A 5,685-nucleotide genomic window follows, 5' to 3' on the forward strand; every position below is an offset into this window, starting at 1 on the left:
GGAGAGTTTGTAGCTCCAGCGCAGGCCCTCCCCGCTGCCGGTGACGGGGGTGCCGTAATCGAACAGGGGGTGATTGAGGAAGCGTTCGGCTTCGAAGATACTGCCCTGCAGGTTGCCGATCAGATCGAAATAGAGGTGCTTGCGTTCAAGAACTTCGCGGCCCGGCCCATCGTTCAGATCGCCCATCACCATCACGGCCGGATTGGCTTCCTGGGCGAAGCGGGCGTAGACATATTTGCGGATATTCTCGGCTTCGGTGGCCAGCTTGATGCGGTCGTTCATCACTTCAGCCAGGAAGGGTTCGGCGAATTCGGTGCGGGCTTCATCCACCCACACGTCCTTGGGGTTGGTGCGATTCAGCTTTGAGCGCAGGTGGGCGCCGATCAGTTCGACACGCAGGCCGGCGATGGTGGCAACCAGCACCTGCGGCTGGCGAACATGGTTCCACATGCCGGCCTTGCGCTCCGCCCAGTAATAGAGGCCCCATTTGCCATCCGTGCGCTGTTGATCGGCGGCATCGGCATATTGGCTGGCGGCAAAGCGGCGCCAGATTTTCGGATCCTGCAGCTCGGCACCCAGGTTCAGCGAGGCCTTGACCAGGAACCAGATCCACTGGCCGCCGGTGATCGGATTGTCGGGATAGCCATAGAGCTTGCACAGCGCCTTTCGCGGGTTGTTCGGCAGTTTGGCCAGCGCCTCGGCGGTCCCGGGAATGGTGGGCACGACATAGGGCACGTGCAGCGTGGCCGCCCATTGCTGCAGCAGCGGCAGATCGGGCGTGGCTTCAGTGATGCACAAGATGTCCGGGTCCATTTGCGCGATCTGTTCGCGGATGAACGGCAGACGCGCCGCATCCTTGCCGCCCGGCGCGATCGCGTCGTGCATTTGCTTGATGTTCCAGCTGGTGATCTTGAACTGCGCCATGGCCGCATCATCCCCGGTTGCGGCAGGCCTGCTGGCGCTGCCGGTGGTGCGACCCATGGACCGAGTGTCGCTGTTCGTTGCCCGGCTGGCAAGCGTGGTTGCGCGCTCAGGCCTCGCCGGCAAAGCCGAGCACGCTCAGCACGCCATCGGGCAGCGGGCGTCGCAGGGCGGCGGCCTCGCTCCAATCGGCGGTAAGCCAGCGGCGCTGTTCTTCGGCCGTGGTGAGAATCACCGGCATGGCCTTGGGGTGATGGGGCGCCACTTCCGCGTTGGGTTCGCAGGTGAGGAAGCCGAACACGGTGAGGGTCACTTCGCCTTCGGCCTTCTTGCGCACGCCGGTCCAGCGTGTGGCGAGGCCGGCGAAGCAAGCCAGCGGATCGTCTGCGGCCGGCGCGAACCATAGTGGCTGGAAGCCCGCATCCGTTTTCACATGTTCAGCGAACGCGGTGAACGGTACCAGGCAGCGATAGGGCGGGGCCAGCCAGCGCCGCCAGTGGGGACTGGCGGTGTTGCGGATGTTGGTGATGCCGCGATCGACCGTCTTTCCTTCCAGCGCAAAGGCCGGGCTTGGCATGCCCCAGCGGGCGAGGTTAAGGGTGGGGCCAGGAGTGTCGCCGCGGGCCAGACCGATGATCGGCGCTTCGGCATCGGGATAGAGGCCGCTCAATACCGGCAGATTGCCCAGCCGATCCTGCACTGCGCCCAGCTCCAGCGCGCGGGCAAGATCGCGCAGGGCCTGCTGGCCCTTGGTGAGCGCATAAAGATTGCACATGGCCAGCCCCTTTCTGCGCCCATCAAGCGCGACGACCGGGGATTGGCAAGTGGAGGCAGGGGCGCCGAGCTGCGGCCCGGCGGAAACACGCGCCGGGCCGCAGGGTGCAAGCGCCTGAAGCGCGCGGCTTCCGGTCCGCGCGCTTCAGGGCCTTGGTGGCTGCCGCATGCAGGGGTGCGGGGCAGGCACCAATGGTGGGATGGGGCGGCTCAGAGCGGGGGCGGCGCCAAAGTCCACATCCACAAGATCGTGGCCAGGGTGCCGACAACACCCAGGCCGAGGCGGCGGGCCATGCGATCCCCGCCCGGTGCCGGCGGCGGCCCCAGGCCAAGCGCGGCGCCGCTGTTGGAGACCGGCGTATCAAACGCCGAACGCCGGCGCACGGAAAGCACCAGATCGGGCCGTGTTGCAGAGGGTTGCAGCGGCGCATTTGGGTGCGGCGTACTAGGGCGCGGCGTACTGGGGCGCAGCGCCGGAGACAATGAACCACGAAGCACTGGCACGGCGACACCTCAACCCTTGATGACAGGATGAGATGTGCCACAGGCCCCTGCCGCCAGCGCGGCAGAGCCGGTCCATCATGGATGGTTCAGGCGCGGTTTCCGAACCAGATTGGAGGAAGTCGCTGCGCCCACGGCGCTGCCGCCTCCAGCTGGAACGCCAGATCCAGCAGACGCGCATCATCGCCGCGCCGGCCGGCAAAATGCATGCCCAGCGGCAGGCCGTTGGTGGCGGTCATGATCGGCACGCTCATGGCCGCGGCACCCGCCATGTTCTGCACCGGCGTGTAGGCCACCAGCCGCATCATGTCGGCCACCACATCGGCCGGCGGGCGGCTATGCGACAGATACCCAATCGGCACCGCATGGCGACTGAGCACCGGGGTAAGCAGCACATCGTGATCGCGGAAACTGGCATCATAGGCGGCGCGATAGCCCAGCAGCCGGCCGATCAGGGCCTGAAAATCGGCGGGCGACAAGGCGGCGCCCTGTGCGGCCAGATGGCGGGTGAGCGGTTCCAGTTGGGCGACGCCATCGGCGCCCATCATCTTGCTGACGAAACCCACCGACTGCGCTGCACTGAAAGCCCAGAAGCTGAGGAAGTCCCGGCCGAAATCCGCCGCGTTGAACGGCCAGACGGCATCAGAAACACTGTGGCCCATGCCAGAGAGGAGCGTGCGGGTGCGGGTGATGCCGGCCAGCACTTCCTGATCCGGCTGGCTGCCATCGGCGGTGGCGGTGATCACCCCGATGCGCAGGCGTTCGCCCACCGGGCCGGCCAGACGCGGCACGGCAGCGCCCAGCCCATCGGCACCGGGCACCTGCAGCGCCGCCATGGTGAGCGCCGCATCACGCACGGACCGAGTGAGCACATGATCCACCGCGATCTCGCCGGGATCATCCGCCGTCTTCTGCCCTGCCATGCGGCCCCGGCTCGGCTTGAAACCGAACAGGCCGGTGAGCGCGGCCGGAATACGGATCGAGCCGCCGCCATCATTGGCATGGGCAATCGGCACCACGCCGGCCGCCACTGCCGCCGCACTGCCACCCGATGAACCACCCGGCGAGAAATCCGGATTCCACGGGTTGCGGGTGGCGCCGTGCGACAAGGGCTCGGTCACGCACATCAGGCCGAATTCGGGCGTCGCCGTCTTGCCCAGCGGCAGAGTGTTCATCTGGGCAAAGGCATCGACAAAGCGTTCGTTGGCGGTGGCCGGGGGGGCCTTCTCAAACGCGCGGCTGCCGTTGCGGGTGGGCCAGCCCTTGTAGTCGTTCAGATCCTTGATGAAGGTCGGGATCACCGGCTTGCGGTCATCTGTAGGCAAGGCGTTGATGGCCCGCGGCCGATCGATCAAAATGGCAAAATTCAGCTTCGCCTGCGCCGCTTCGGCCCGCTCCAAAGCTGCCAGCACCGTTTCGCGCGCGCTCGCGTCCCCACTGCGGATGCGCGCGGCCAGACCAATGGCATCATCGGCCGCAGCCGCTGCGGCGCGCGCTGGCATGGCAGTCGCCGCCATGGCGCCGGCCAGCAAATGCCGGCGGTTGATGCTGAAATCGGCCATGGATGTGCCCCCCGTGTTCTTGCGGGGAAAGTGACATGAGCGGCGCTATCGGGAAAGCAGAAAGAAGGGGCCACCGCCCCGGATCTCTTCCGGGGCGGTGGCCTCCACTTACTTCCGCTTGAACACCTGTTTCCCGGCCAGCCAGGTGGCCGTCACCTTGATCTTCCACAGATCGCCTTCCGGCGCCGCGAACGGATCGCGTTCCAGGGTGATGAAATCGGCATATTTGCCGGGTTCCAGCGTGCCGACCTTGGTTTCATTGTGGCCAGAGCGGGCGGCCCAGGTGGTGAAGCCGGCGAAGGCATCGGCCAGGCTCACCTTTTCCCACGGGCGCCAGCCGCCGGCGGGCAGGCCGTCGCGGGATTGGCGGGTCACTGCGGCGTGCAGGCCAAACATCGGATCGGGCGGCTCCACCGGGAAATCGCTGCCGAAGGCCAGTTCGGCGCCGGATTTCTTGATCTGCTGCCACGCATAGGCGCCGCCCAGCCGGCCTTCACCCAGCCGCGCTTCGGCCATGCCCTTGTCGGACGTGGCGTGGGTGGGCTGCATGGAGGCGATCACCTTCAAGCTGGCAAAGCGGCCGAGATCCGCCATATCGACAATCTGCGCATGTTCGTTGCGGTGGCGGCGGGCGAGACGCTCGCTGAGCGGCACAGCGGCAAAGCCATCCATGGTGGAGCGGTTGGCCTGATCGCCGATGGCGTGGACATTGACCTGGAAACCATCGCGCGAGGCTTGCGTGATATAGGTCTTCAGCTTTTCGGCCGGGGTGATGTCCAGCCCGCGCGTGTTCGGCATGTCGCTATAGGGCGCGATCAAATAGGCACCGCGACTGCCGAGCGCGCCATCGGAGACCAGCTTCATCGACTGCATGGCGACAAGATCGCCCTCGCTCCACGGGATCGGGCCATTCGGCGCGATCGCCTTGCGGTTGTCGGGGCCGCCCGCCATCGCATAGATGCGCGCCGTCAGCTTGCCGGCCTTGGCGAAACGCACATAGCGATCCCAGGTCGGCTTATCCATACCGGCATCATGCGCGCCGGTCAGGCCGACTTCGGCCATGGTTTCCAGGCTTTTTTCCAGCACCAGATCCAGCCGCTTTTCATCATCATTGGGGATGACGCGGGTGATCAGCGCCATCGCCTTGTCAACAAACACGCCGGTGGGGTTGCCGGCAGCATCGCGGATGATCTCGCCGCCATCGGGCGCGTTGGAATCGCGAGTGATGCCGGCGGCTTTCAGGGCGGCCGTGTTGGCCCAGCCGGCGTGGCCATCAACGCGCGTGAACCAGGCCGGGCGGTCACCGGTGACTGCATCCAGTTCGGCGGCGGTGGGGAAGCGGTTGATTAATTTGCCATCGGCGTACCAGCGCTCCTGGTTCCAGCCGCGGCCCATGATCCAGCCGGTGGCGGGGATGCCCGCCTTGATGCGGCCCAGCGCTTCGGGGATGGAGGCGCTATCACGCAGATCGACCACCAGTTTCAGCTCGCCCAACCGCATCACGTGGCCATGGGCATCGATCAGGCCCGGCCACAGCGTGGCGCCGGCCATGTCTACCTTTGCGCCGGCGGGCAGCGTGACGCCGGCCTTCAGCGTGGCCTTCACCTTGCCAGCATCGTCCACCACCAGCGTCGCAAACCGCTGCAATTCGCCCTTGCTGTCGAGCGTGTAGCCATTGGCATTGGTGTAGAGCGTGTCGGCAAACCCCGGCGTGGCGGTGGCGAGCAGTGCGGCAAGGATCAGTTTCTTCATTTCGGGTTTTCCCCTGTTTTCAAAGGTCTTTGGCCATGAACACCCAGTGCGGGAACATGATTTCCGGCACTTCCACTTCCGGATAGGCCGAAATGCACTTGAATCCCAGCCGCTCATAAAGGCCAATCGCGGTTTCCAGCGTGGGCGACGTATCGATGAACATGGTGCGATAGCC

General features: G+C 65.9%; 5 protein-coding genes. All 5 read right to left on the minus strand.

Going from position 1 to position 5,685, the window contains the following annotated elements; all coding sequences use genetic code 11:
* The coding region (locus Q7O19_RS12830) for an endonuclease/exonuclease/phosphatase family protein (protein ID WP_303810891.1) at positions 1-981 on the minus strand (981 nt) is incomplete at its 3' end.
* Positions 982-1,030: 49 nt separating this feature from the next.
* Positions 1,031-1,696, minus strand: coding sequence for an SOS response-associated peptidase (locus tag Q7O19_RS12835; RefSeq protein WP_303810892.1), 666 nt, complete (start codon positions 1,694-1,696; stop codon positions 1,031-1,033).
* A 209-nt stretch (positions 1,697-1,905) separates the two neighbouring features.
* Positions 1,906-2,079 carry a hypothetical protein gene (locus Q7O19_RS12840; protein WP_022679824.1) on the minus strand — a complete coding sequence of 58 codons (174 nt, stop codon included), beginning with the start codon at positions 2,077-2,079 and terminating at the stop codon, positions 1,906-1,908.
* 206 nt (positions 2,080-2,285) lie between these two features.
* On the minus strand, positions 2,286-3,758 hold the full coding sequence (locus Q7O19_RS12845; protein ID WP_303793660.1) for an amidase family protein: 1,473 nt from the start codon (positions 3,756-3,758) through the stop codon (positions 2,286-2,288).
* A 108-nt stretch (positions 3,759-3,866) separates the two neighbouring features.
* Positions 3,867-5,510 carry an amidohydrolase gene (locus Q7O19_RS12850; protein WP_303793661.1) on the minus strand — a complete coding sequence of 548 codons (1,644 nt, stop codon included), beginning with the start codon at positions 5,508-5,510 and terminating at the stop codon, positions 3,867-3,869.
* Positions 5,511-5,685 lie beyond the last annotated feature (175 nt).

It is taken from the genome of Sandarakinorhabdus limnophila DSM 17366 (assembly GCF_945882885.1).
In the GTDB taxonomy this organism is placed as follows: domain Bacteria; phylum Pseudomonadota; class Alphaproteobacteria; order Sphingomonadales; family Sphingomonadaceae; genus Sandarakinorhabdus; species Sandarakinorhabdus limnophila_A.